This is a genomic window from uncultured Bacteroides sp. (assembly GCF_910586915.1).
Lineage (GTDB): Bacteria > Bacteroidota > Bacteroidia > Bacteroidales > Bacteroidaceae > Bacteroides.
Window position 1 is genome coordinate 36,351 of the sequence record NZ_CAJULN010000005.1, and the last position, 25,027, is coordinate 61,377.

22 protein-coding genes are annotated in these 25,027 nt (G+C 48.6%); 17 read left to right on the top strand and 5 right to left on the bottom strand.

The annotated features are described in order from the left end of the window. Positions 1–14: 14 nt before the first annotated feature. Entirely contained in the window at positions 15–3,821 is a 3,807-nt protein-coding gene (gene dnaE / locus QZ331_RS03450; RefSeq protein WP_294628088.1) for a DNA polymerase III subunit alpha, read from the bottom strand. A 161-nt stretch (positions 3,822–3,982) separates the two neighbouring features. Here dnaE and QZ331_RS03455 point away from each other — a divergent pair, with 161 nt between their 5' ends. The 3 genes from QZ331_RS03455 (at position 3,983) to QZ331_RS03465 (ending at position 5,751) form a co-directional block, all read left to right on the top strand. After that, positions 3,983–4,669, top strand: coding sequence for a phosphatidylserine decarboxylase family protein (locus tag QZ331_RS03455; protein WP_294628090.1), 687 nt, complete (start codon positions 3,983–3,985; stop codon positions 4,667–4,669). 11 nt (positions 4,670–4,680) lie between these two features. Then, positions 4,681–5,385 carry a CDP-diacylglycerol--serine O-phosphatidyltransferase gene (pssA, locus tag QZ331_RS03460; RefSeq protein ID WP_294628092.1) on the top strand — a complete coding sequence of 235 codons (705 nt, stop codon included), beginning with the start codon at positions 4,681–4,683 and terminating at the stop codon, positions 5,383–5,385. A gap of 72 nt (positions 5,386–5,457) precedes the next feature. Beyond that, positions 5,458–5,751: a DUF4834 family protein gene (locus QZ331_RS03465; RefSeq protein ID WP_294628093.1), complete on the top strand. Its 294-nt coding sequence runs from the start codon at positions 5,458–5,460 to the stop codon at positions 5,749–5,751. Positions 5,752–5,816: 65 nt separating this feature from the next. Here the strand turns inward: QZ331_RS03465 and QZ331_RS03470 are convergent, their stop codons facing one another. Both QZ331_RS03470 and QZ331_RS03475 read right to left on the bottom strand, forming a co-directional pair. After that, complete coding sequence (locus QZ331_RS03470) at positions 5,817–6,254, bottom strand: nucleoside deaminase (protein ID WP_294628094.1); 438 nt, start codon at positions 6,252–6,254, stop codon at positions 5,817–5,819. Between the two features lie 35 nt (positions 6,255–6,289). Further along, positions 6,290–6,523, bottom strand: coding sequence for a hypothetical protein (locus tag QZ331_RS03475; protein ID WP_294628096.1), 234 nt, complete (start codon positions 6,521–6,523; stop codon positions 6,290–6,292). 69 nt (positions 6,524–6,592) lie between these two features. Between QZ331_RS03475 and QZ331_RS03480 the strand changes: the two genes are divergently transcribed. Genes QZ331_RS03480 through QZ331_RS03495 form a run of 4 tightly spaced genes read left to right on the top strand, consistent with a single transcriptional unit; the run spans position 6,593 to position 9,423 of the window. Continuing rightward, entirely contained in the window at positions 6,593–6,958 is a 366-nt protein-coding gene (locus tag QZ331_RS03480; protein WP_294628097.1) for a YraN family protein, read from the top strand. A 48-nt stretch (positions 6,959–7,006) separates the two neighbouring features. Continuing rightward, on the top strand, positions 7,007–7,363 hold the full coding sequence (locus tag QZ331_RS03485; RefSeq protein WP_294628099.1) for an MmcQ/YjbR family DNA-binding protein: 357 nt from the start codon (positions 7,007–7,009) through the stop codon (positions 7,361–7,363). Continuing rightward, positions 7,347–8,105: a biotin--[acetyl-CoA-carboxylase] ligase gene (locus QZ331_RS03490; protein ID WP_294628101.1), complete on the top strand. Its 759-nt coding sequence runs from the start codon at positions 7,347–7,349 to the stop codon at positions 8,103–8,105. The genes QZ331_RS03485 and QZ331_RS03490 overlap by 17 nt, the downstream gene beginning before the upstream one ends. 13 nt (positions 8,106–8,118) lie before the next feature. Beyond that, a complete protein-coding gene (locus QZ331_RS03495) occupies positions 8,119–9,423 on the top strand; it encodes a zinc-dependent metalloproteinase lipoprotein (protein ID WP_294628103.1) in 1,305 nt (434 codons plus the stop codon). Between the two features lie 36 nt (positions 9,424–9,459). On the opposite strand, the gene QZ331_RS03500 is transcribed toward QZ331_RS03495, so the two are convergent. Continuing rightward, positions 9,460–10,143 carry a hypothetical protein gene (locus QZ331_RS03500; RefSeq protein WP_294628104.1) on the bottom strand — a complete coding sequence of 228 codons (684 nt, stop codon included), beginning with the start codon at positions 10,141–10,143 and terminating at the stop codon, positions 9,460–9,462. Between the two features lie 111 nt (positions 10,144–10,254). On the opposite strand from QZ331_RS03500, the gene QZ331_RS03505 reads away from it, so the two are divergent. The 9 genes from QZ331_RS03505 (at position 10,255) to QZ331_RS03545 (ending at position 22,476) form a co-directional block, all read left to right on the top strand. Beyond that, complete coding sequence (locus QZ331_RS03505; protein ID WP_294628106.1) at positions 10,255–11,583, top strand: MATE family efflux transporter; 1,329 nt, start codon at positions 10,255–10,257, stop codon at positions 11,581–11,583. A gap of 55 nt (positions 11,584–11,638) precedes the next feature. Further along, entirely contained in the window at positions 11,639–12,349 is a 711-nt protein-coding gene (gene pyrH, locus QZ331_RS03510; protein ID WP_294628108.1) for a UMP kinase, read from the top strand. Positions 12,350–12,764: 415 nt separating this feature from the next. Continuing rightward, on the top strand, positions 12,765–13,676 hold the full coding sequence (locus tag QZ331_RS03515; protein ID WP_294628110.1) for a DMT family transporter: 912 nt from the start codon (positions 12,765–12,767) through the stop codon (positions 13,674–13,676). A 51-nt stretch (positions 13,677–13,727) separates the two neighbouring features. After that, positions 13,728–14,288 (top strand): ribosome recycling factor, encoded by a 561-nt coding sequence (gene frr / locus QZ331_RS03520; protein ID WP_294628112.1) that lies wholly within the window; start codon positions 13,728–13,730, stop codon positions 14,286–14,288. 100 nt (positions 14,289–14,388) lie between these two features. Continuing rightward, entirely contained in the window at positions 14,389–15,321 is a 933-nt protein-coding gene (gene rsgA, locus QZ331_RS03525) for a ribosome small subunit-dependent GTPase A (RefSeq protein ID WP_294628114.1), read from the top strand. A gap of 158 nt (positions 15,322–15,479) precedes the next feature. After that, positions 15,480–18,560, top strand: a complete 3,081-nt coding sequence (locus tag QZ331_RS03530) for a SusC/RagA family TonB-linked outer membrane protein (RefSeq protein WP_294628115.1) — start codon at positions 15,480–15,482, stop codon at positions 18,558–18,560. A 13-nt stretch (positions 18,561–18,573) separates the two neighbouring features. Further along, a complete protein-coding gene (locus QZ331_RS03535; RefSeq protein WP_294628117.1) occupies positions 18,574–20,043 on the top strand; it encodes a RagB/SusD family nutrient uptake outer membrane protein in 1,470 nt (489 codons plus the stop codon). Between the two features lie 15 nt (positions 20,044–20,058). Next, on the top strand, positions 20,059–20,883 hold the full coding sequence (locus tag QZ331_RS03540) for a DUF4843 domain-containing protein (protein WP_279095979.1): 825 nt from the start codon (positions 20,059–20,061) through the stop codon (positions 20,881–20,883). Positions 20,884–20,895: 12 nt separating this feature from the next. Next, positions 20,896–22,476: a PKD-like family lipoprotein gene (locus tag QZ331_RS03545; protein ID WP_294628121.1), complete on the top strand. Its 1,581-nt coding sequence runs from the start codon at positions 20,896–20,898 to the stop codon at positions 22,474–22,476. A gap of 140 nt (positions 22,477–22,616) precedes the next feature. Here the strand turns inward: QZ331_RS03545 and QZ331_RS03550 are convergent, their stop codons facing one another. Then, the gene (locus QZ331_RS03550) at positions 22,617–23,723 is read right to left on the bottom strand and encodes a TlpA disulfide reductase family protein (protein ID WP_294628123.1); all 1,107 of its coding nucleotides are present in this window, start codon (positions 23,721–23,723) and stop codon (positions 22,617–22,619) included. Between the two features lie 204 nt (positions 23,724–23,927). Here QZ331_RS03550 and QZ331_RS03555 point away from each other — a divergent pair, with 204 nt between their 5' ends. Beyond that, positions 23,928–25,013, top strand: a complete 1,086-nt coding sequence (locus tag QZ331_RS03555) for an efflux RND transporter periplasmic adaptor subunit (protein ID WP_294628125.1) — start codon at positions 23,928–23,930, stop codon at positions 25,011–25,013. Positions 25,014–25,027 lie beyond the last annotated feature (14 nt).

The following is a 25,027-nucleotide window of genomic DNA, read 5'->3' on the forward strand; positions in this document are numbered from 1 at the left end:
CGCCACAAATATAATCAATTTATATGGAATCCAAGTTCGGGACGGTCTTTTAAATACGTAATTAAATCACGACCTACCGAAAGTTTTATCGGGCGGGAAATCAAATCGACCGATATATGGTTTACATCGGCATCGTCCGTCACTCTAAAGTAAAGTTCCGTATTTCCCGGACGGTCTTTCGTCAATGTTGCCAGTTCGGTGACAAGGGCGGAGTTCAATACCGACAATGGGATGACTATCGTTATCTTCCGTACCAAATCTTCCTTTACGTCCGGCAGAAGTTCCATAGAGGTAATCTTCAATTCCAGTTCATCCTGCCGCCACTGCCTTGCCTGGCAACGGGCCTTGATGTATAGGAAAGTACCTTCGTTGAGGTATCCCTGATAGGTTACCCAGTCATTTCCCCAGAAGGGAATTTCGGTAGAGCCGGAATAGTCTTCTATCTTGGCTATGCCATAAGGATTTCCGTTTTTACTGATTCCGCGACGGACACTGGTCACAATGCCTCCCATCGTTATTTCACGACCGGCAAGTGCCGCTTTATCTTCCAATTCGGTCATACGGGTATTGCAGACATAATCCAGGACAATGGCAAATTCATCCAACGGATGGGCGGAGAGATAAATACCGACCAAATCACGCTCTTTGTTCAGACGGTCGAGATCACTCCAGCGTTCCACACCCTGAGGTATTTCGGGAGTTGCCACATCAATCACATTCTCACCGCCAAACAAAGAGTTGACCGCAGCCATCTTATCTGCCTGATAACGGTTTCCGTAACGCATCAGAGTTTCCAGGAATACCTCTCCTTTGGAGTTGACTGCGAAATATTGTTCGCGCTTCAACTCCGGGAAACTATCAAAACCGCCTGCCAATGCAAGACACTCCATGTTCTTCTTATTGCAGGCGTTCAGATTGACACGTTGCACAAAATCGAATATTCCGGTAAAAGACCCGTTCTTTTCACGCTCTTCCATGATACTTTGCACGGCGGCTTCGCCTACTCCTTTCACCGCACCAAGCCCGAAACGGATATCACCATCGTGATTGACGGTAAATTTAAGGTTACTCTCATTCACATCCGGCCCGAGTGTCTGGATACCCATTGCCTTGCATTCGTCCATCAGTTTCGTGATATCGGTAATATTCGACAAACTTCGGCTCATAACGGCAGCCATATATTCCGAAGGGTAGTTCGCTTTCAGATAGGCGGTCTGATAAGCCACCCATGAGTAGCAGGTAGCGTGCGATTTATTGAATGCATAAGACGCAAACTTCTCCCAGTCTGTCCAAATCTTTTCGAGGACTTTCGGGTCGTGTCCGTTCTTACGTCCGCCCTCGATAAATTTAGGTTTCATGTGATCCAACTTGTCGCGCAACTTCTTACCCATCGCTTTACGAAGAGCATCGGACTCACCACGGGTAAAGTCTGCCAACAAACGCGACAAAAGCATCACCTGCTCCTGATAAACCGTAATACCATAGGTATCCTTCAGGTATTTCTCCATGATTGGGATATCGTACTCAATCGGTTTACGGCCATGCTTACGGTCGATAAAGTCAGGAATATAGTCCATCGGGCCCGGACGATAGAGGGCATTCATGGCAATCAAATCTTCGAATGTAGAGGGCTGCAACTCACGCAAATACTTCTGCATACCGGCAGATTCAAACTGGAATGTACCAATCGTACGACCGTCACTGTATAATTTATAGGTAGCGGGGTCGTTTATATCTATCGTGTCCACATCCACTTCGATGCTGCGGCTCAGACGGATATTCTCAACAGTTTCTTTAATAATGGACAACGTTTTCAGCCCGAGGAAGTCCATCTTAATCAGTCCCGTATCCTCTATGACCGAACCTTCATACTGGGTGACGAGCATCTTCTCGCCCGTTTCCTTGTCGTCGGCAGTGCTGACGGGCACCCAATCGGTTATATCGTCGCGGCAGATAATCGTACCGCAGGCGTGTACACCCGTACCACGTACATTCCCCTCAAGCATCTTGGCATATTTGAGCGTATCCCGCACCAACGGGTCGGGAGAGACTTCCGCTGCCTGCAATTCGGGAACGTATTCGATGGCGTTGCGGAGGTTCAGTTTCTTATCAGGAATCTTGTCGGGCACTAATTTTGCCAAACGGTCGGATTCGGAGAGAGGAAGTTTCTGCACACGGGCAACGTCTTTAATAGCCAATTTCGTAGCCATTGTACCATAGGTGATGATATGGGCAACCTTTTCCTGTCCGTATTTATTAGTCACCCACCGGAGTACCTCACCACGGCCATCGTCGTCAAAGTCCACATCAATATCAGGCAATGAAATACGGTCGGGATTCAAGAAACGCTCGAACAGCAAGTCATACTGGATAGGGTCTATCTTGGTAATCCCCAAGCAGTAGGCAACTGCCGAACCGGCGGCGGAACCACGGCCGGGACCTACCGACACGCCCAGTTCCTTGCGGGCTGCATTGATAAAGTCCTGCACAATCAGGAAGTATCCGGGGAAACCCATCGTCTTCATGATGTACAATTCAAAATTCATACGTTCCTTAACCTCTTCGGTCAACGGTTCGCCATATATCCGCTTCGCTCCGTCGAAAGCCAATTTGGCAAGATAGTCTCCCTCCAGTTTGATACGATACAGTTTATCGTAACCACCCAGACGTTTGATTTTCGCCTTTCCGTCCTCCTCACTCAGCACCACGTTGCCGTGTTCGTCCTGGGTAAACTCATCGTAAAGGTCTTTTTCCGTATATTTAGCCCTGTATCCCTCTTCCGTTCCGAACTCTTCGGGAATAGCGAAAGTAGGCATGATGGGAGCATGGTCGATGGAGTAATATTCTACTTTGTCGAGGATTTCCAATGTATTGCTCAGCGCTTCGGGCACGTCGGCAAAGAGTTCGTTCATCTCTTCGCGCGTCTTCATCCATTCCTGTTTGGTATACAACATACGAGTAGGATCATCCAAGTCCTTACCGGTGCTCAAACAAATCAGCCGGTCGTGCGCTTCGGCGTTCTCTTCATCCACAAAATGGACGTCGTTCGTACAAATCAGTTTGACGCCAAACTTTTGGGCATATTCCATCAGGTATTTGTTCACATTGACTTGCAACGGATAACATTCGTGATTGGCACGCGGCACAGTTGCTTTATGGCGCTGAAGTTCAAGATAAAAATCATCGCCAAACAGGTTCTTGTACCATTGTATGGCTTCTTCCGCTTCCGCAAACTGCCCGGCAGTAATCCGTTTCGGAATTTCACCACCGAGACACGCCGAACAGACAATCAGCCCTTCGTGATACTTTTCAAGTTCGCTTCGGTCTGTACGCGGACGCATATAATAGCCGCGCGTCCACGCGTGCGATACCAATTTAATAAGGTTGTGATATCCTTTTTCGTTCTTAGCCAACACAATCAAGTGATAACCGCTTTGGTCGGGTTTTCCCTCTTTCAAGTCCATCGTACGGCGAGCCACATACATCTCACAACCGATAACGGGTTTGAAGAGTTTATTTTCCGCCTCGGCTATCTTAGCTTTGCAAGCGGCAATCTCCACTTCCTTGTCTTCACACGCTATGGCACCGGATTCGATTCCTGCTATCCGTTTCTTCAGGTCTTTGACTTCCCCTTTGGGACCGCTATTCTTCTTATTGACATAGTTCGTAAATTCCTTAATACCGAACATATTTCCATGATCGGTCACGGCGATACCCTTCATCCCATTCTTCATCGCTTTATCGACCAGACGGGCTACACTTGCCTGGCCATCCAACAGAGAATACTGGGTATGAACGTGTAAATGGACAAAATCCTGCATAATGATAAGTAGTTAATTTGAAGGCCTAAAATTACTACCTCCCGGATTATAAACAAAAATAATCCCCAAAAAGTTATCAACATCCGCATTTCTATGCTCATTTACTTGCTGATTTTTTAAATTAAGTATATTTTTGCAGACAATATCATTAAACAGCACTCATGGGTCGACTAAAAAAATTGAAGAAGATACGTATTCACCGCGAAGGAACACATATATTATTGGCAAGTTTTTTACTGTTGTCATTGATCAATGCTGCCCTTTACTGGGGGATAACTTGCAAAATACCATTCTATATAGTAGCTGTGGTAAGTATCACGGTCTATCTGCTGATGGTAAATTTCTTCCGTTGTCCCATCCGTTTTTTCGGGCAGGATACGGAGAAAATAGTCGTAGCGCCTGCCGACGGAAAAATCGTTGTCATCGAAGAGGTTGACGAGAACGAATATTTCCATGACCGCCGGTTGATGATTTCCATCTTCATGAGCATTGTGAATGTCCATGCCAACTGGTATCCGGTAGACGGGACAGTGAAGAAAGTAGCCCACCACAACGGTAACTTCATGAAAGCCTGGTTGCCGAAAGCCAGCACGGAAAACGAACGGTCGACGGTAGTGATTGAAACTCCAGAAGGCGTGGAAGTACTTACCCGCCAGATTGCCGGCGCCGTGGCGCGCCGTATCGTGACCTATGCCGAAGCAGGCGAAGAGTGTTACATTGACGAACATATGGGATTCATCAAGTTCGGTTCCCGTGTGGATGTATATTTGCCCATCGGCACGGAGGTTTGCGTCAGCATGGGGCAATTAACGACCGGCAACCAAACAGTTATCGCCAAACTAAAATAATCCCGTCAACAATGACAAACGTTATCAAAAAGAATATTCCGAATACAGTTACTTGCCTGAATCTTTTCTCCGGCTGCATTGCCTGTGTCATGGCTTTTGAAGCAAACTACAAATTGGCGTTGCTTTTCATTATCCTAAGTGCCGTTTTCGATTTCTTCGACGGGCTGTTGGCACGCACGCTCAACGCCTATTCCGCCATCGGAAAAGACCTGGATTCGCTGGCCGACGACGTAAGTTTCGGTGTCGTACCCTCATTGATTGTCTTCTCCCTATTTAAAGAGATGCACTACCCCGCCCCCATCGGATTCATAGCTCCCTATCTGCCTTATGCAGCCTTTCTGATTTCCGTATTCTCCGCTTTGCGCCTGGCAAAGTTCAACAACGATACCCGGCAGACAAGTTCTTTCATCGGACTACCCGTTCCTGCCAATGCCTTATTCTGGGGTTCTTTGGTAGCAGGAGCACACGACCTGTTGATTTCCGAAAACTGCCATCCTGTCTATCTGTTTATCCTTATCTGTCTGTTCTCATGGTTGTTGGTGTCAGAGATACCCATGTTTTCGCTGAAGTTTAAAAACCTGTCATGGAGAGACAATAAAATCAGCTTTATTTTCCTGATTGTATGCATTCCTTTCCTCGTCTTTTTAGGAATCAGCAGTTTTGCAGCCATTATCGTATGGTATATTTTACTTTCACTTTTTACAGGAAAAAAGTAAATAAACAATCTCTTGGCACGTTTGTTGTACTATGAGTTACATCAAAGTTACAATATAAAAAATCATAGGCTGATGCATTTACTTTTATTTATACTTATCTTTATTGTCGCCATTGTCGTATTCGGACTTTCGGCTATCGGATACCTGTTAAGAGCCATTTTCGGAATAGGTCGCCCGTTGTCACGTCCGCGACAGGCGGAATCCGGACGTAACGCAACAGGACAACAAGACTACAGGCAGAGTACCCGAAATTCAACAAAGAATGAAGAAGAAATATATTCGGAGAATGTATCGGGAAAAAGGCACAAGAAAATATTCACGCAAGACGACGGTGAATATGTGGACTTTGAAGAAGTCAAGGAGTAGCAAGGAGAGCGGATATCAAAAGGCTGTGACCGACAGCCGCGTATGCGGCAGCATAATGCCGGCCGCTATCTCCGCTTAGCGGCAAAAAACTCTTTCATCAGTGCGGCACATTCCTCTGCCAGCACCCCTTTCACCACCACAGTTTTCGGATGCAGGGCGGAAGCAGCATATTTCTGATACCCCCGTTTCTCGTCTTCCGCGCCAAATACAATCCTGCCCGTTTGTGCCCAGGCAATGGCTCCGGCACACATCACACAGGGTTCGACCGTCACATACAAAGTACATTCATTGAGGTATTTGCCGCCAAGCACATTGGCAGCGGCAGTAATCGCCTGCATTTCGGCGTGAGCCGTCACATCATTCAGCGTCTCCGTGAGGTTGTGGGCACGCGCGATGATACGTTCTTTGCACACCACGACAGCACCTACAGGCACCTCTCCCCGCCCGGCAGCCTTATGCGCCTCTACCAAAGCCTGTTTCATGAAATAAGTATCGTCCAGCACACCCCTTTAATCTTTAATTGTTACTTATTTAATCTTCACCGCCTCATATCGTGTTCGCCGAAAAGAGTCGGATAATCCTCTTCCATATTCTTGTGAATAAACATGAGAATGGTTTCGCGAAGCCAACGTGACTTGTTTGTTATCTTGTATTTTTCAAGATAACGGTCAACAATCAGTTGTTCCTCGTCGCTCATCAAAATGCTCATCCGCCGTTCACGTTTGGCGCATTCGACGTGCATTTTCAGGCACTTCTTACTTCTTTTTCTCATATTCTTTTGCAAAATTACTTTTACTTCTGTAAATTCAAAGAATAAAAGCAGTAAATTTGCGAAAAAAAGATGGCGAAACATAACGAATTGGGCAAAGCCGGAGAAGCGGCCGCAGCCGCCTATCTAGAGCGGCAAGGCTACGTCGTACGCGACCGGAACTGGAGAAAAGGTCATTACGAACTGGACATTGTGGCAGTAAAAGACCAAAAGCTGATTATTGTGGAAGTGAAGACACGCAGCAACACCCAGTTTGCAGCACCCGAAGACGCCGTCGGTTTGCCCAAGATAAGACGTATCGTACGCGCTGCGGATACGTATATGAAACTGTATCAGATTGACATCCCCGTGCGTTTCGATATCATCACGGTGGTGGGCAACGAAGACAGTTTCAGGATTGAGCACATGAAAGAAGCCTTTTTTCCTCCGCTATTTTAAGTTCGCCACAGCAGAATACCGAAAACATCACATAAAAATCGAACAAGTATGAACGTAGAAACCGCCAGAGAATACTGCCTAAGCAAAAAGGGGACAACAGAGTCTTTCCCTTTCGACGAAGTATCGCTTGTCATAAAGGTCGTGGACAAGATGTTTGCCCTTATCGACTTGGAAGGAGCAGTCAGCATCTCCCTGAAATGCGACCCGGAGAAAGCGCTCGAACTACGCGAACATTATTCGGGCATCGAAGGTGCTTATCACTTCAACAAAAAATACTGGAACAGCGTCCGCTTCGACAGCGACGTGGACGACAAACTGATAAAAGAGCTTATCGACCACTCTTACGACGAGGTAATCAAGAAGTTTACAAAAAAACTACGTGCAGCATATGACGCCCTCCCCTGAATCGTTTCCGGTACCATTGATTCACATCAGTGAAACAAACTCTACCAACAGCTACCTGCAAACGCTTTGCATCCGGGAAAAGGTGGAAGAGTTTACCACCGTAGCCGCCGACTTTCAAACCGCCGGACGGGGACAACGCGGGAACTCGTGGGAATCGGAACCGTACAAAAATCTCCTTTTCAGTTTTGTGCTCTTTCCCGGTTTTCTCGAAGCACGGCGCCAGTTTCTCATTTCGCAGATTGTCTCATTAGCCATTAAAGAGGAACTGGAGACTTACACCCCCGACGTTTCCATCAAATGGCCGAACGACATCTACTGGAAAGAGAAAAAGATATGCGGCATACTGATAGAGAACGACTTAATGGGACGGAACATCAATCAAAGCATTGCAGGAGTCGGAATCAATATCAATCAGGCGGCGTTTTACAGTGAGGCGCCCAATCCCGTTTCGTTACGGCAAATCACAGGCAAGGAGCATGATGTTTTCGAGATACTCAAAAACATCATGTTACGCATACAGTCCTACTATTGCCAGCTTCAAAAGAATGACACCTCCTCCATTGTTGCCCGCTACGGAGAATCGCTGTTCAGAAAAGAGGGAATGCACCAGTACAAGGATACCGGCGGAACGTTTCTGGCACGGATTGTATGTGTAGAGCCCGACGGCAGGCTGATACTGGAAGACGAGACGCTGACTAAAAGAGGGTATATGTTTAAGGAAGTGGAATATTTACATACATAAACTTTTTTCATCTATGAAAACAAAATTAATACTCCTGTTTTCACTGTTATGGGTGCTGGCGGGTTGCAGCGACTCGAATTCGGATTCGGCAACGATAGAGATTTCACCGTCTGCATTCGACAATGTGAGTCCGGAAGGGGCTACCCTAAAGGTATCCGTAAAGTGCAATTCCGCCTGGCGGGTCAGCAGCAATCAGAACTGGTGTATTCCCACCCTGCAAGAGGGCAGCAATAACGAAGAGCTTGTTTTAACCGTACACGCCAACACCACTTCCAAAGAAAGGAGTACCACCGTCACCCTCATGGCAACGAAAACAAGCAAGACCCTCCGAATCACCCAATCGCCCGCTACCGCCACAGCCGGCGAGCACCACTACAAACTGCCCGTCATATTCCACGTTCTCTACAAAGACGCCGACAACAGGATGCAATATGTAGACAAGGGGCGCCTTGCCCAAATCATCAACGTGTGCAACCTGATGTACAGAAACAAAATCTACCAAAGTAGCATCCACAACACCAGCCAGGACATGAACCTCGAATTTGTCATGGCTACGGAAAAGCCGGACGGCACTGCTTTGGAGGAAGCGGGCGTTGAACGTATCAAATGGGAGCCCATTCCCATGTCCTGCGAACAGTTCATGAACGGAACAAGCGAACAAACCAAGAGCCATACGGCAATGCTGTGGAATCCGAAAGTGTACATCAATATTTTCGTATATCCATTCAGCGAAGACAATGTTTTAGGTATTTCACATCTGCCTTACTGTTTATCATCGCATCCGTTGGACGGTCTGCACAATGGAAACTATTATTTAAACCACGAGGTGGGATATCCCCATTGCGTATCTGTCAACAGCAAGTATATTTACACAAACGGCGATGAAACATATTACAACACCTCGGATGTCTACAACACGCTCGCACACGAATTGGGGCACTACCTCGGACTGCATCATGTCTTTTCGGAAGACGGGGACAATACCGACTTGTGCAAAGACAGCGATTACTGCACAGACACACCGACCTACAACATGACCGAATATACCAGCCTCATGAAAGGCATCGAAGATTTCAGTAAATACTCCTTCGACGACCTGTGTACAAGGACGAACTGCGAGACCGGCGATACGTTCATTTCGCACAACATCATGGACTACGCCTTCTGTTATTCGGACCGGTTCACGCCTCAACAGCGCAAACGCATCCGCCACGTACTGTCTTACAGTCCCCTCATTCCCGGAGCCAAAGCATACACATCGGCAGATACTCGTTCGTTGAGCTGCGACGAGCAGCCTCCGATACAGTTCAGGTATTAACGCATCCAGACAATAATCGAAAAAGAGGTGAACCGCCTAACGGTTCACCTCTTTTTCGATTACCAATATCTTGTCCAGCGTCTTCCGGGCTTCCGTCGAGGGGAATCGCAACACGACTTTCTGCAACGAACTCCGTGCCTTTTCATACCCCGTAGCAAACACCTTCGACAGTCCGTCCCGATAACGGGCATACTGCATTTTCGTGGGCGATGATATTTTCCGATAGTCAGCTTCCAACAGCTTCTTCTCCCGTTCGGCCATCAGGTAATAATAGTTTCCCAAAAAGATGTTGGCTGCCAAATTGTCCGCATCCAGTTGCAAGACCTTCTCATACAGACGCAACGCCTCTTTCTCCTGCCCACGTCCGACCTGCATTTCGGCACACGATTCCAGATAGCCTACATTGCCGGGCTCCCTTTGAAGCAACTCTTTGTAGAACAGATAGCCCTTGTCATAATTCCGCTTCTTCCTATAGGCAACCGCCAGTTCGTTTGCCAACTTCGTGCTGATTTCACTGTTTTTGTCAACACTTGTCCAATAGAACATCTCTGTGCGGTCTATATCCAGGCGGATTGTCTGCCGGAAATAACTCACAGCCTGTCCGTTCTGTCCGGCTTCGATAGCGGCGGCGACTTTCCGCAACATCTCGCCCGCCGATTGTGCGTTCAACGCCGTCGGCAAGGCGGAAAACAATAAAAAGAAGATAGTTAAGGTTCTCATAATCCAATATTTGCTACTTAGTTGGCGACACGCAAAGATACAATAAAAAAATAAAAAACGTACCTTTGCACACAAAAAGAACAACCCGTCCGATAAAAGTGTTTTCGTAAAATGAAAGATAAAAAACAAACGTCCGTCAACAGACGGATTTTACAGATTGCCATACCGTCGATTGTATCCAATATTACCGTCCCGCTATTAGGGCTGATTGACGTCACCATCGTCGGCCACCTCGGCTCGCCGGCCTATATCGGTGCCATTGCCGTGGGCGGAATGCTGTTCAACATCATCTACTGGATTTTCGGGTTCCTGCGCATGGGGACAAGCGGCATGACTTCGCAAGCCTACGGGCAGCACGACCCCGGCGAAAGCACGCGCCTGCTGATACGCTCCGTCGGAATCGGGCTGTCGATAGCCTGTTGCCTGCTGCTACTCCGGCATCCGATTCTGAAACTGGCATTCACGTGGATAGAGACCACACCCGAAATCGAACAATTGGCAACCGCCTACTTCCACATCTGCATCTGGGGCGCTCCCGCCACATTGGCTCTTTACGGGTTTTCGGGATGGTTTATCGGGATGCAGAACTCGCGTTTCCCGATGTACATCGCCATTGCGCAGAACCTTGTCAATATCGCCGCCAGCCTTTGCTTTGTCTATCTGTTGGAGATGAAGGTGGCAGGCGTCGCCACGGGAACCCTTATCGCCCAATATGCAGGCCTCTTCATCGCCGTGCTGCTATACATACGCCGCTACAATCCCCACCGGCCGCCCGTCGCGTGGAAGGAGGTATGGCAGAAGCAAGCGATGTCGCGCTTCTTCCGGGTGAACCGCGACATCTTCTTCCGCACGCTTTGCCTGGTTGCAGTGACGCTGTTCTTCACCTCTTCGGGAGCGGCGCAGGGGGAAGTGGTATTGGCAGTCAACACTTTGCTGATGCAACTCTTCACCCTTTTCTCCTACATCATGGACGGCTTTGCCTACGCCGGCGAAGCACTGGCGGGACGTTACATCGGCGCGCAAAACCATACCGGCCTGCGCGCCACCGTGCGCCACCTTTTCTATTGGGGCTTCGGACTGTCGCTGTTGTTCACCGCCTTCTATGGGGCGGGAGGAAAGGAGTTTTTAGGATTGCTGACCGACGACGCTTCCGTCATCCAGGCATCGGACACCTATTTCTATTGGGCACTCGCCATCCCCCTGGCAGGCTTTTCGGCTTTCCTGTGGGACGGCATCTTCATCGGCGCCACCGCCACCCGCCAAATGCTCTACTCCATGCTCATCGCATCGGCGGGCTTCTTCGGACTCTACCACGCCTTTCATTCCCTCTTGGGAAATCACGCGCTATGGCTCGCTTTCCTCGCCTATCTTTCGTTGAGAGGAATCGTACAGACCTTCCAGGGAAAGCGGATACTGAAAAAAGTAATCGTATCTCCCTAAGGCTATCTGACAAATTATCTTTATATTTGCGCCAAACAATCAAAAAAGATAAGATATGGCTAAGTATAAAAGAATCTTACTGAAACTCAGTGGCGAGAGCCTCATGGGCGAGAAGCAATACGGCATTGACGAAAAAAGACTGGCCGAATATGCGGAGCAAATCAAAGCAATCCACGAACAAGGTGTACAGATAGGCATCGTTATCGGCGGCGGCAACATCTTCCGTGGACTGAGCGGGGCCAACAAAGGCTTCGACCGCGTGAAAGGCGACCAGATGGGTATGCTGGCAACCGTTATCAACAGCCTTGCCCTGAGTTCCGCTTTGGTAGCCGCCGGTGTAAAAGCCCGCGTACTGACAGCCGTCCGCATGGAACCCATCGGAGAATTCTACAGCAAATGGAAAGCCATCGAACACATGGAAAAAGGCGAAATCGTCATTATGTCCGCCGGCACGGGCAATCCTTTCTTCACCACCGACACCGGCTCTTCACTGAGAGGCATTGAAATCGAAGCCGACGTGATGCTGAAGGGAACGCGCGTAGACGGCATTTACACCGCCGACCCCGAAAAAGACCCGACTGCCACCAAATTCGACCACATCACATACGACGAGGTACTGAAACGCGGACTGAAAGTAATGGACCTGACAGCTACCTGTATGTGCAAGGAAAACAACCTGCCCATCATCGTTTTCGACATGGACACGGTAGGCAACCTCAAAAAAGTAATCGACGGAGAAGAAATAGGTACACTCGTACACAACTAATCGGCTCCCCCTACAAAGAACGATACGACACAAGGCAGAAAATCTCCCCGGCGAGGTTTTCTGCCTTGTGTCGTATAAGGCTCTCTGCCACGCCCTTAAGAACTATCTCTTCCTTGCCTGAGAACTATTGCTCCGACTGCATACAAGTAGCGGCCGGATTGCATGAGTTTATTCGTCTGACTATAGTGTACGTTTCGTCTGACTATAGTTAGACGAAACGTACACTATAGTCAGACGAAAGTTCAACTACAGTCAGACGAATAGTTTTTAGTATAAACAACCTTAGTCCTTAGCAAGCGGAACGTCAGTTCTTCGCATACGAAAGATTAAATTGTACGCTCTGCCGGGCAAACGCTTGCTTATCATCGGCGAACGATATACTTTTGCACACCATTTAAAAGAAAACGAAAAAACAATGAACAGCAAAACCAAAGGCTTTATCTATGGAGCGATTGCCGCCGCAAGCTACGGCATGAATCCTCTTTTCGCACTCCCGCTCTACGCGGCAGGCCTGAGTGTGGACACGGTGTTATTCTACCGATACTTCTTTGCCGTCATCGTATTGGGGATACTGATGAAGATGCAGCACCAACCGTTCGCCCTCCGGAAAACCGACATACTGCCACTGGCGATTATGGGACTGCTGTTCTCGTTCTCTTCCCTGCTTCTTTTCATGAGCTACAACTACATGGACGCAGGAATCGCATCGACCATCCTGTTTGTCTATCCGGTGATGGTGGCCGTCATTATGGCGGTCTGCTTCAAGGAGAAGATTTCCGCCATTACCGTGTTCTCCATCCTGCTCGCGCTTTCGGGCATCGCACTGCTCTATCAGGGAGACGACGGAAAACCGTTGTCCGCCATCGGCATCCTGCTCGTCCTGCTGTCGTCGCTCTCCTACGCCATTTACATAGTAGGCGTGAACCGCTCGACACTGAAAGAACTGCCTACGACAAAACTGACGTTCTACGCCATCCTGTTCGGGCTTTCGGTCTATATCGTCCGCCTGGATTTCTGCACCCAACTGCAAATGGTCCCCTCTGCGTGGCTTTGGGCGGACGTATTGGCACTCGCCATTCTTCCCACCTCCGTATCGTTGGTCTGCACAGCCTTAGCCATCCATTACATAGGCTCGACACCGACCGCCATCCTCGGCGCATTGGAACCCGTGACAGCCCTGTTCTTCGGCGTTCTCCTGTTTCATGAGCAACTCACGCCCCGGCTGATGGCGGGCATTCTGATGATAATCACCGCCGTTACGCTGATTATCATCGGCCGGTCGCTCGTAAAAAAGATGAGTATGCTGTTGCAGATGAACAAAAAATAATATACTTTTGCTCATTAATCAATCAAATAGCAACTTTAATTATCGAAAAATATGGTAGACGTAAAGACTTGTCTTGACAATGCACAAGAAAAAATGGATATGGCCATCATGTATCTGGAAGAGGCACTGGCACATATCCGCGCCGGAAAAGCGAGTACCCGACTGTTGGACGGAATCCGTGTAGACTCTTACGGAAGCATGGTGCCCATCAGCAACGTAGCAGCCGTGACCACTCCGGACGCACGCAGCATCACCATCAAGCCCTGGGATAAAAGTATGTTCCGCATCATCGAAAAAGCCATCATCGACTCCGACCTCGGTATCATGCCCGAAAACAACGGCGAAATCATCCGCATCGGTATCCCCCCGCTGACGGAAGAACGACGCAAACAACTGGCAAAACAGTGTAAGAGCGAAGGCGAAACCGCCAAAGTAAGCGTACGCAACGCCCGCCGCGACGGTAACGACGCACTGAAGAAAGCCGTAAAAGACGGATTGGCAGAAGATGAACAGAAGAACGCAGAAGCCAAACTGCAAAAAATCCACGATAAGTATATCAAGCAAATCGACGATATGCTGGCGGAAAAAGACAAAGAAATCATGACTGTTTAAATTGAAAATTGAGAATTAAAAATTGAGAAATAGGATGCAGCATACTACTATGTGACGGTTCGTTCTCATTTTTTAATTCTCAATTCTCAACTCTCAATTTATGAAAGGATTAGTAATCAAAAACACAGGTAGCTGGTATCAGGTAAGAACAGACGACGGACAATTCATCGAATGTAAAATCAAAGGGAATTTCCGGCTCAAAGGAATACGCAGTACCAACCCGGTAGCGGTGGGCGACCGTGTTCAGATTATACTCAACCAGGAAGGCACTGCTTTCATCAACGAAATAGAAGACAGGAAGAACTACATCATCCGCCGTTCTTCCAATCTTTCCAAACAATCGCACATCCTTGCCGCCAACCTCGACCAGTGTATGCTGGTGGTCACCGTCAACTATCCCGAAACGTCCACCACCTTCATCGACCGTTTTCTCGCATCGGCAGAGGCTTACCGGGTACCCGTCAAACTGATATTCAATAAGGTAGACGTTTACGACGAAGACGAACTGCGCTACCTGGACGCGCTTGTCAGCCTATATACCCATATCGGCTATCCCTGCTTCAAGGTGTCCGCCAAAAACGGCGACGGAATCGAAGCCGTCAGAAAATCCTTAGAAGGCAACATCACCCTATTCTCCGGTCATTCGGGAGTAGGCAAATCCACACTTATCAACGCCATACTGCCGGGAATAGAAGCCAAAACCGGCGAAATCTCCTCTTACCACAACAAGGGAATGCACACTACCACGTTCTCCGAAATGTTTCCTGTAGAGGGTGACGGCTATATCATCGACACACCGGGCATCAAAGGTTTCGGCACGTTCGATATGGAAGAGGAGGAAATCGGGCACTATTTTCCTGAGATATTCGAGACGTCTGCCGACTGCAAATACAACAACTGCACCCATCGCCACGAACCAGGATGTGCCGTACGCAAAGCTGTAGAAGAGTATTTCATCAGCGAATCGCGCTACGCGTCTTACCTGAATATGTTAGAAGACAAAGAAGAGGGCAAATATCGGGCTGCTTACTGATTTCCTTCGTCCAGGCAGCCTGTAAACTCTCTTCTTCTCTCTCACAAACGCTTTCCTAATAAAGTTTCTTTTGCTTTTTTTATAGAACTCTATTGTATTTTAAATACAAAATGCTACTTTTGCATTTAGAGTCATTACAATATGTAAAAAGCAATACTATGAAAATCAATCCGACACTACGGAGAACAAGCAGGGCACTGTTCCTTTTGTTCTCGTTCTGCGCGCTATCCGTTCAACTGATAGCCCAAAACGCAGACAAGAAAATCAACGAAACGTCGACGAAAACCAACAAAGGAAACATCATCCGGGGAGTGGTGTACGACACGGATGGGCTTCCGCTTATCGGAGCTACGGTGCGCAACCTGCAAAACCAGTCGGGAACCGTTACCAACAACGACGGAGTATTCACGCTTGCCGGAACCAAAGAAAGCGTGCGCCTGCTCATCTCCTACATCGGGAAAAAGCCGCAGGAGATACGTGCCACCGCAGGAAAAAGCATCAAAGTTATCCTGGAAGATGACAACAGTGCCTTGAAAGAGGTGGTCGTAACGGGTATCGTGACGAAAAAGAAAGATACGTTTACGGGGTCGTCCGCCACATTCTCGGGAGAGGAACTGAAATCCGTAGGTGTGCAGAACCCGATAGCCAGCTTGAAAACGTTGGACCCATCGTTCAATGTGCTTGACAACGACTTGTTCGGGTCAGACCCCAACCGTCTGCCCAACATCGAAATCCGAGGAAAATCGAGTATGTTGGGTATGCGCGACGAGTTGTCGGAAGATCCCAACCAGCCTCTCTTCATCTTAGATGGTTTCGAATCTTCGCTCGCCGCCATCTACAACTTAGACATCAACCGCATTGCCTCCATGACTATCTTGAAAGACGCCGCCTCAACCGCCATCTACGGCTCCAAAGCAGCCAACGGTGTGGTAGTGGTAGAGACGGTGAAGCCCAAAGCCGGACAGTTAAGGCTCAACTACAGCGGTTCGATGGATGTATCCTTCCCCGACCTGAGCAGCTACAACCTGATGAATTCCGAAGAAAAACTCCGGTTTGAGCAGATGATGGGAAAATACACCTCCAACAATTCGATTGAGGAGATGATTAGTTACGACAATATTTACCAGAAACGGTTGGCAGACATCCAAAGCGGAGTAGACACTTACTGGCTGTCGGAACCGTTGCGCACGGGTATCAATCATCGCCACTCGTTGTATGTGGACGGCGGTTCAGAAGGTTTTCTCTTCGGATTGGGAATCAACTACAATGGAGTGGAGGGCGTCATGAAAAGGTCGCAACGCGACGTAATGGGAGCCAACATCGACCTGACCTATCGCGTGGGTAGGCTGCAATTCACCAACAAATTCACTGCACAGCAGACCAAAACGGACAACCCGATTGTCTCATTCGGCGAATATGCCGCCGCCAATCCTTATTTCAAGAAATACGACGAGGAGGGAAAGGTGAACAAGCTGCTTGACAACAACCGCATTGAGGGCGCCGTCGGCAATCCGCTCTACAACGACTCGCAAAACAGCCGCAACGAAGGCAAAGACCTGATGCTGTCCAACTTCCTGATTGCCGAATACTCACCCGTCACCGACCTGAAACTGCGTGCACGCTTCGGACTTACGCACACCAACAGCAAAGGCGACAACTTCATCTCGCCGGACGACACCCGCTACGAAACGGTGAACATACTGAAACGAGGCAGCTACGGACACTCGGAAATGGAACAGACCCGCTACGAGGGAGAAGCAACCGCCATCTATGCGAAAGTGCTGAAAGAAGCCCACCGCTTCAACGTAGCTCTCGGTGCCAATATCTCCGAACAGAAATCACTCACGCAGGGATATTCTGCTTCGGGCTTCCCTTCGGGCGACTTTACGTATCCTTCTTTCTCCAACGGATATACGGAAGGCGGACGCCCCAGCTACTACGAATCGGTGTCGCGCTCGGTAAGTGCCTATATGACCGGCGGCTACTCCTTGTTAGACCGCTATCTGATGGACGTCAGCTACCGTGTGAACGGTGCATCCGTATTTGGTTCGAACAAGAAATACATCAACACATGGTCTGTGGGACTGGGATGGAACCTGCACAACGAAAAATTCATCCGCGACCACCTGCGCTTTATCAACTATTTCAAAATTCGCGGTTCGGTCGGTAATCCCGGAAACATGAACTACAGTTCGTCCATGTCGCTCACCACTTTCCGCTACTCATATGCAGCCTACAACTACTTCGGACTGAGCTCCGTACTGAGCCAACTGGGCAACGACGACCTGAAATGGCAAACCACACTCGACAAGAATCTCGGTCTCGACCTGACCATGTTCAACAACCGGCTGGTGCTGACCCTAGATTATTACCACAAAACGACAGACCCTTTGCTTATCGGTATCGGACTGCCCTCTTCGGCAGGTCTCACTTCCTACAACACGAACCTCGGAAAGCAGATATCCAAAGGATTCACCGGCATCGCACAATATTATATCTTCCGCGATTTCAACAAACGTCTCACCTGGTCGGTACGCGGAACGATTCGCTTGGCAAGCAGCAGGCTGGACGGCATCGGCAACGCCCTGGAAAAACTGAACAAATACGGCCAAAGCCGCTCTACCGTACGCTATTACGACGGCGCCGACCCGGATGACATCTGGACCGTACGCTCTGCAGGTATCGACCCGGCAAACGGACGCGAACTGTTTATCAAGAAAGACGGCACCTATACGTACGACTTCTCTTACGACGAAGAGGTAATCGTGGGCAACACCCGCCCGAACGCCGAAGGAACCATCGGCTCGAACTTCGGCTACAAGGGATTCACCGTCGGCGCAACCTTCCGTTACCGCATGGGAGCCGAAACCTTCAACAACGCCGTCTACTCGAAAGTAGAAAACATCGGAATGGCAGGACTGACCAAGAACCAGGACAAACGCGCCCTATACAACCGTTGGCAGAAACCGGGCGACATCGCGCAGTTCAAGAACATCGCCGATGCAACCAACACCCCGATGTCGTCACGCTTTGTGCAGAAAGAAAACACCCTGTCGCTCGAATCGTTCCAAATCGGTTACGAATTCGACCCGCAACTTGCTGGCAAACTCGGCATCAGCGGTATGCGCATCAATGCTTATATGAACAACATCTTCCGGCTGTCTACCATCAAGGAAGAGCGCGGAACCAGTTATCCGTTTGCCCGAAGTGTGTCATTAGCCCTTTCATTCACTTTATAAACCTACACTTATCATGAAAGCAAGTATTAAAACATATGTATGGATATTGGTCGCCGTGGTGCTGACCACCGGCTGTTCCGACTGGCTGGACTATTCACCCAAAGACCAATATGTAAAGAAGCAACAATTCTCCACCGTGGACGGATTCTATTCTGCCGTCAACGGAGTGTACAACCGCATAGGCTCCAATACGCTTTACGGGCAGAACCTGAGCTACGGCATGATAGACATCCTCGCACAACGGTACACGCCGGGCAGCAACAACTCCAATTCGCTCAATTATTTATGGAGCACTTACGACTACAGCAGCACCAACCTGCAGGCAAGCATTGACGCCATCTGGAAAGAAGCTTACTCCACTATCTTAAACATCAACGTCATATTGAGCGCACTGGAGGAGCAGAACGGAGTGCTGACGCAAAAAGATATGGAACTGATAAAAGGCGACTGCCTTGCCCTGCGCGCTTTCATCCACTTCGATCTGCTGCGCCTTTTCGGTCCGAACTACAATGACGGCTCGGCAGAGCAACCCGCCATTCCTTACAACAATTCGGACAAGGCGCAAGCCTACGAACTGTTGTCGTCCCGCCAATTCATCTACGACTATCTGATGCCCGACCTCAACTTAGCGGAAGAGCTGCTGAAAGAAGCCGACCCGATACTGACCGAAGGAGTGCTGAACAGCAACAACGAAAACGGAAACAACTACCGACGCTACCGCCAATTGCGTCTCAACTACTTCGCCGTCATCTTGATGAAAGCCCGTGTCCATCTTTGGGCAAAAGACTATACCAACGCCCTGACAGAAGCCGAACGCCTCATCGGCGACGACTATGTGAAAACCACTTTCCCATTCGTTGACTCCGACAAACTGTTGGGCAGCATCTCGCCCGACCGGGTTTTCTCTTCCGAAGTACTGTTCGGACTCTACAATGCCGACCGCGAATCCATCTATTCCGACAACTTCGACGGAACCAACCTTAGCGGAGCAGCCCTTCTGCAACCGAAGGCAGGGTATATCCAGCAGCTTTTCAATCAGGCCGACTACCGATTCTTGTCGCAATGGCGTGCCAACGGCAACCTGTATAGTTTCTGCAAATACGCCAAAATAAGCTACAACGAAGAGAATCCGCCTTTCTACGCTTTCCTGATGCCGCTAATGAGAATCAGCGAAGCCTATTATATAGCCGCCGAATCTTCCATCATGAAAGACCCCAGCAACCTGATGGCAGGAATAACGGCTGCCCAGACCTACCTCACTCCCATCAAACAGGCACGCGGAATAGGGCTTCCGGGGATGTTCGAACTTCTCACCGAGCACTCCAAAGAGTACCTGCGCGAATTCTGGGGTGAAGGACAGATTTTCTTCATGCTCAAAAGAAACAACCAGGGATTGAACAACCTGTACAATGCGAATACCGATGGCAGTATCACAGCAACCTACCAGTTACCATTGCCGGCAAGTGAACAAGAAAACCGTTAAAAAAACTCAGCAATCATGAAACATATTATTTATACACTCGCCCTTTTACTATTGGCAGGTAGTTGGCTCACCTCCTGCGCCGAAGAAGATTTCACGACCTTTCAAGGAGAAAAATCGGGTATTTACATCCAAAACGTCACCGGATATACGATAACGGGGGTTCCTACTTCGTTTTCCGACTCCATCACATATTCCTTGTCCGTCTACCCGGAAAGTTCGTCGGAAATAGCCGCCTCGGTAAACGTTTATCTCATGGGCAACATTGCCGACTACGACCGCCCGTTCGTGCTGAAAGTAGACGAAGAAAAGTCCACAGCCAAACGGGGCGTACATTTCGACTACGACGAAAGCACCTGCTTCATCCCGGCAGGCAAAGCCAGCAACAGTGTTTCCGTTGCGCTGAAACGCCATCCGGACCTCACCGAATCAACCCTGCGAATCGAATTCTATCTGGAAAGCAACAACGAATTTACCACCGAACTCGAACAGTATAAAAACAGCGCGTCGTGGAACACACAAGGGGAATACATCTGCGGAACGCGGTTCAAAATTATGTTCCACAACAAATATGACACTCCGAAAGACTGGTCGAAAAATCATTTCGGCGACTGGTCTATCCTCAAGGAGCAACATCTGAACACCATTATGGGATGGTCGCACGAGGACTGGCTGCGTGGAAGATGCCCCTACTACCAATTCGGCTATGCCGCACGGGCACTGAAAGAAGAGTTGCAAGCACTCGCCGACGCCGGTACCCCGGTGATGGACGGAGATGCTTATATGCAACTGGGCCCCAACTATCAAGTAGATTATTCCAACTATGAAACGTCCAACCGCTAAACTTGAACGATTATGAAAAAGATTACAAAAAACACCCTATATCTTGCCTTGCTGCTCTTTCTTACAACCGCCTGTTATGAAGACAAAGGCAACTACGACTACAGCGAAGTGCCGGAAATCACCGCCGAAGGATTGCCCGAACAGGTGACGCTGCTCCAGAAAGCCGATGTGCTGTCCATCGCCCCCACCCTCAAGTCATCCACAGAAGGAATCATCCGGGAGGGCGATCCGAACTACGAATTCGGCTGTTTGCTATACATACGAAGCGGACGTTTGCCGAACGGCTCACGCTATATTGACATCAACGAAGAAAGAAAACAAAAGATAGAATGTATACCTGACGTGGGTCCTGGCGAATATGTCTGCTGGTACACCGTGACAGATAAACGAACCAGTGTCACTACCAACTTCAAGGTGGATGTCAAAGTGGTATCCACTACCTACGAAGGCTGGATGGTACTTTGCGACGAAGGAGCGGAAAACCGTGTACGGCTTGACTTGATATCTGTCATATCCAAAGACCGTATCGTTGTTGCCCGCAACCTCTTGGGAATGAATGCTCCCCTACTTCGGAATGCCAAGAAAATCTATTTCGACGCTTACCCGAAAGACGTAAGAGGAGATGCCATCTTCATCAGCAGCGAGGAAGGAATCTACGAAATAGACAACGCCAGCCTGGAAACTTCCGACAGAAACGATATCAGTTGTTCGCTGTTCCTCAAGGCACTGGAGGACGAAAAACCGGATGTGATTGCCAGTGTGTACTTCAACAATCAGTTTGTCATCACCGACAAAGGCAACCTCTACAAGCGAAACACCTGGAACGCCGGAGGTGGTTTTGAATTTCCCATCAACACACTTATCTCGAACGGGAAGCCGGAATTTACTCTCGCACCGTTTATCGGTACCATGCAAACCCACAATGCGGAAACGGAACTCATCGCACTATTGTATGACAAAGACAACCGGCGTTTCCTGAAATGGGATGACGCCAAAGAGGAACTCTGTGCGTCATTCTCCGACCCGGAAAATGCACTCTTCTCCTTCTCCACCGAAAAAGAGATGATAGCAATGGAAAGCACCAAGTTCGCCTCGGCCACCGTCTATTCGATACTGCAAGACGAAGCACATAAGCGCTATGTCTACGGCATCAACCTTGCCGGAAAAAGTTACCAGCAAACCTATTACCGGCAAATAGAGGCTACGGACTTTGACAAGGCAAAGCACTTTGCATTCCATTCGCTCTATCCGTATATGTTTTACGAAACCGGCAACAAGGTATATTGCTACCACCTGCAAGGACAAGGCCTCATACCTTCCGCCACTCTGACGTTGGACGGGGAGGAAATCACGATGATGAAGTTCAATCCATTTCAGACACCTGCCGAAAGGCTGTCCGACACATCCGACGAATTTCTGGAGCAGGAACGTTATCTGATAGTGGGTTCGTATAAGAAAGACGACTCCGACCCCAACAACGGAATCGTACGTTTCTACAAGTTCGACAACACCAACGGCACACTGACGGAAGTAGCCAAATACACCGGTTTTGCCAAAGTGCGCGATGTAACCTATCGTGAACGTTGGAAATAACGTTGTTACGCTTGATGGCAAACTTCCGGTTTCTTAGATGGAAAGTTCCGCCCGATTGGTTTTAAACAATAAATGCAAGTTTCGTTTTTATAAACGAGACTTGCATTTATTGTTTGTAATCGGTAGAAAAAAGATTGTGATTACTTCAGCAACTCACCCAACTTTTGTTCCAACTGGTTTCCGCGATAATTGGAGCCGATAATGATTCCTTCCGGACTTACCAGCAGTGTACAGGGGATGCTGTTCACTCCATACTTCTGCGCACCGGCATTCTGCCAGCCTTTCAAATCGGAAAGTTGCGGCCACGGCATTCCTAACTGTTCAATCGCTTTGAGCCAAGCCTCTTTTTTGTTATCGAGCGACACACCTACTATCTCAAATCCTTTATCGTGAAATTTCTCATAAGCAGCCTTCACGTGCGGCATTTCCGCTCGGCACGGACCGCACCACGAAGCCCAGAAATCAATCAATACATATTTTCCATTGCCCACAAATTCGGAAAGTTTGCGCATATTACCCTCCTTGTCCGCCATTTCAAAGTCCACAAACTTGTTGCCTGAACGGCGCGCTTTTCCGGCATTGAGCTGAGCCAATACTCTCTTCACTGACGGGTATTCCTGAAAATCCTTTCCGGCACTCAAAATCAACTGTTCCGCTTCATCCTCCGAATAGAAACCTTTGACCGACGGGAACAGGTAGGCTCCCAACACATTGTCTTTGTTTTTTATAAACAGACTGTTCATGGCTTGCGACCGACGATCGCGCACGCTGTTGAACACTTCGATAAGCTCCTTTTTCCGCACATCAGAGGTCTGCGGATTGCGAAACTCGTCCGCCATCTTGTCAATACCGAGACTTGCAGCTTCTCTGTTATAAGCAGCCATCGTGTCAGCGTATTCGTTGAGCCGCTCGCTCAGCGTACCTCCGCTCTGCACCGGAAAATCCTTTCCTGTAAGGTCGAGCGTGATAGTCGCCTCTTCCAACGCGACCAATGCATAAAAACCATGTTCGCTTCTCTGATAAACCGATGCGATATCGTTACGCTCCGTCTCACCCTTGAAAACAAAGGCGCCGTTTTCAATTCTGGCAGAATCCTGCGGCACACGGGTATTCTTCGACATCATGGAAAGGTAGACTTTCTCTCCATTCATTTCCTGGGGAACTTTCCCCAAAATCGTGTATTTCACACCGGCAAAAGAGGCCAGCGACATACACAGCATACTACATACAAATACAAATCTTTTCATACATTTTGTTTTATAAAGTCAACAATTCCCACCAACCTGCTCTATCCGGAAGGTGACACGGCAAAGATACAAAAAGAATCAACCCATCATCCGACTATACTCTATTTTCTGAAAATAACACTCCATGTATTAAACCTTTTTGGAAATATACCATCTAACTGCAATAAGAAAACATATCTACAAACAATCATATTGTATGTAATCATGAATAAGAAAACTAAATGGGGCATCATTATTCTTATTGGTGCAGGTATCATCGGCGGAGGACTCTACTCCCAACTACCTAAGAAAAACAACGAATTGGCAGCCGCCGACAAAGTAATGAGCGGCAACAAGAAAAAGGGAAAGCAAATTCTAAACGTGAACGCCAAAATCATTAAGCCACAATCCCTAACTGACGAATTTACAACTACAGGAGTACTTCTTCCCGATGAAGAAGTGGATTTATCTTTCGAAACTTCCGGAAAGATTGTCGCAATCAATTTTGAAGAGGGAACAGCCGTAAAGAAAGGCCAGTTGCTTGCCAAAGTAAACGACCGGCAGTTGCAGGCACAATTACAACGCCTCGTTTCGCAACTGAAACTGGCAGAAGACCGCGTATTCCGCCAAGATGCGCTCTTGAAACGGGACGCTGTCAGCAAGGAAGCCTACGAACAAGTGAAAACGGATTTGGCTACGCTGAATGCCGACATAGAAATCATCAAAGCCAATATCGAACTGACCGAACTTCGCGCTCCGTTCGACGGAATTATCGGACTTCGCCAAGTGAGTGTCGGTACTTACGCCTCTCCCACCACGGTTGTAGCCAAACTGACCAAAATAGCTCCCCTCAAAGTAGAGTTTTCGGTGCCCGAACGATACGCCAAACAGATTAAAAAAGGAACGAGCCTCAACTTCAATGTGGCAGGCAATCTCGATGCTTTCGGCGCACAAGTGTATGCCGTCGAATCGGCCATCGACCCTAACCTGCACCAGTTTACCGCCCGTGCGCTGTATCCAAACGTGAAGCATATCCTGCTTCCCGGACGCTATGCAAGCGTATTGATAAAAAAAGAAGAGATAGAAAATGCCATCGCCATCCCTACGCAAGCCATCGTACCGGAAATGGGTAAGGACAAAGTTTACCGCTACAAATCGGGAAAAGCCGAACCGGTGGACATCATCACCGGACTCCGCACCGCATCCGAAGTGCAGGTGATACGAGGACTGCACATGGGAGACACAATTATCACCTCGGGAACATTGCAGCTCCGTACCGGACTTGCCGTGACACTTGACAACATCGACTAATACCCAAACGCCTT

Excerpts from the sequence above, each read along its gene's own strand:
- QZ331_RS03500 (WP_294628104.1), bottom strand. The coding sequence starts at position 10,143 with ATGAGAACCTTAACTATCTTCTTTTTATTGTTTTCCGCCTTGCCGACG.
- pssA (WP_294628092.1), top strand. The coding sequence starts at position 4,681 with ATGACAAACGTTATCAAAAAGAATATTCCGAATACAGTTACTTGCCTG.
- QZ331_RS03480 (WP_294628097.1), top strand. The coding sequence starts at position 6,593 with ATGGCGAAACATAACGAATTGGGCAAAGCCGGAGAAGCGGCCGCAGCC.
- QZ331_RS03545 (WP_294628121.1), top strand. The coding sequence starts at position 20,896 with ATGAAAAAGATTACAAAAAACACCCTATATCTTGCCTTGCTGCTCTTT.
- QZ331_RS03485 (WP_294628099.1), top strand. The coding sequence starts at position 7,007 with ATGAACGTAGAAACCGCCAGAGAATACTGCCTAAGCAAAAAGGGGACA.
- QZ331_RS03535 (WP_294628117.1), top strand. The coding sequence starts at position 18,574 with ATGAAAGCAAGTATTAAAACATATGTATGGATATTGGTCGCCGTGGTG.
- QZ331_RS03495 (WP_294628103.1), top strand. The coding sequence starts at position 8,119 with ATGAAAACAAAATTAATACTCCTGTTTTCACTGTTATGGGTGCTGGCG.
- QZ331_RS03515 (WP_294628110.1), top strand. The coding sequence starts at position 12,765 with ATGAACAGCAAAACCAAAGGCTTTATCTATGGAGCGATTGCCGCCGCA.
- QZ331_RS03550 (WP_294628123.1), bottom strand. The coding sequence starts at position 23,723 with ATGAAAAGATTTGTATTTGTATGTAGTATGCTGTGTATGTCGCTGGCC.
- QZ331_RS03555 (WP_294628125.1), top strand. The coding sequence starts at position 23,928 with ATGAATAAGAAAACTAAATGGGGCATCATTATTCTTATTGGTGCAGGT.
- QZ331_RS03475 (WP_294628096.1), bottom strand. The coding sequence starts at position 6,523 with ATGAGAAAAAGAAGTAAGAAGTGCCTGAAAATGCACGTCGAATGCGCC.
- frr (WP_294628112.1), top strand. The coding sequence starts at position 13,728 with ATGGTAGACGTAAAGACTTGTCTTGACAATGCACAAGAAAAAATGGAT.
- pyrH (WP_294628108.1), top strand. The coding sequence starts at position 11,639 with ATGGCTAAGTATAAAAGAATCTTACTGAAACTCAGTGGCGAGAGCCTC.
- QZ331_RS03455 (WP_294628090.1), top strand. The coding sequence starts at position 3,983 with ATGGGTCGACTAAAAAAATTGAAGAAGATACGTATTCACCGCGAAGGA.
- QZ331_RS03540 (WP_279095979.1), top strand. The coding sequence starts at position 20,059 with ATGAAACATATTATTTATACACTCGCCCTTTTACTATTGGCAGGTAGT.
- rsgA (WP_294628114.1), top strand. The coding sequence starts at position 14,389 with ATGAAAGGATTAGTAATCAAAAACACAGGTAGCTGGTATCAGGTAAGA.
- dnaE (WP_294628088.1), bottom strand. The coding sequence starts at position 3,821 with ATGCAGGATTTTGTCCATTTACACGTTCATACCCAGTATTCTCTGTTG.
- QZ331_RS03505 (WP_294628106.1), top strand. The coding sequence starts at position 10,255 with ATGAAAGATAAAAAACAAACGTCCGTCAACAGACGGATTTTACAGATT.
- QZ331_RS03465 (WP_294628093.1), top strand. The coding sequence starts at position 5,458 with ATGCATTTACTTTTATTTATACTTATCTTTATTGTCGCCATTGTCGTA.
- QZ331_RS03490 (WP_294628101.1), top strand. The coding sequence starts at position 7,347 with ATGACGCCCTCCCCTGAATCGTTTCCGGTACCATTGATTCACATCAGT.
- QZ331_RS03530 (WP_294628115.1), top strand. The coding sequence starts at position 15,480 with ATGAAAATCAATCCGACACTACGGAGAACAAGCAGGGCACTGTTCCTT.